We start from the raw sequence: 360 nt of genomic DNA on the forward strand, positions 1-360 counted from the left end.
ATGCGGAGTCCGGCGTCGTACAGCAGCCTGAGTCGCTCCCGTGCCACCTCCGCCCTGCCGGTCACCGCCTGCAGCTCGGTGGAATCGCGCAGTGTCACCACCGTTCCCTCGGGACCTCCTCCGAAATCCGTGGGCCGTTGGTTGACCGCGAGCAACCGCTCGCCCGCGAGGTGCACCTCGTCGGTGGCCTCACGCCCGGAGGCAAGCAGCGCCTTCATCTCGGGATCGAGGCCCGGCAGGTTCGAGACGAGCTGCCCCTCGACGTCCGGGGGCAGCTCCAGCAGCCGTCTGGCCTCGTCGTTCGCCAGCATCAGCCGCCCGTCGGCGGCCACGATCAGCACCCCTTCCCGAACGGAGTGG

The 360-nt window shown here is 70.3% G+C and carries 1 protein-coding gene; it reads right to left on the reverse strand.

Going from position 1 to position 360, the window contains the following annotated elements:
- Nucleotides 1-360, reverse strand: a 360-nt coding sequence (locus IF47_RS28425) for a PAS domain-containing protein (protein ID WP_157840080.1), incomplete at both ends; no start/stop codon positions are given.

Source organism: Streptomyces megasporus (assembly GCF_000718985.1).
Taxonomy (GTDB): domain Bacteria; phylum Actinomycetota; class Actinomycetes; order Streptomycetales; family Streptomycetaceae; genus Streptomyces; species Streptomyces megasporus.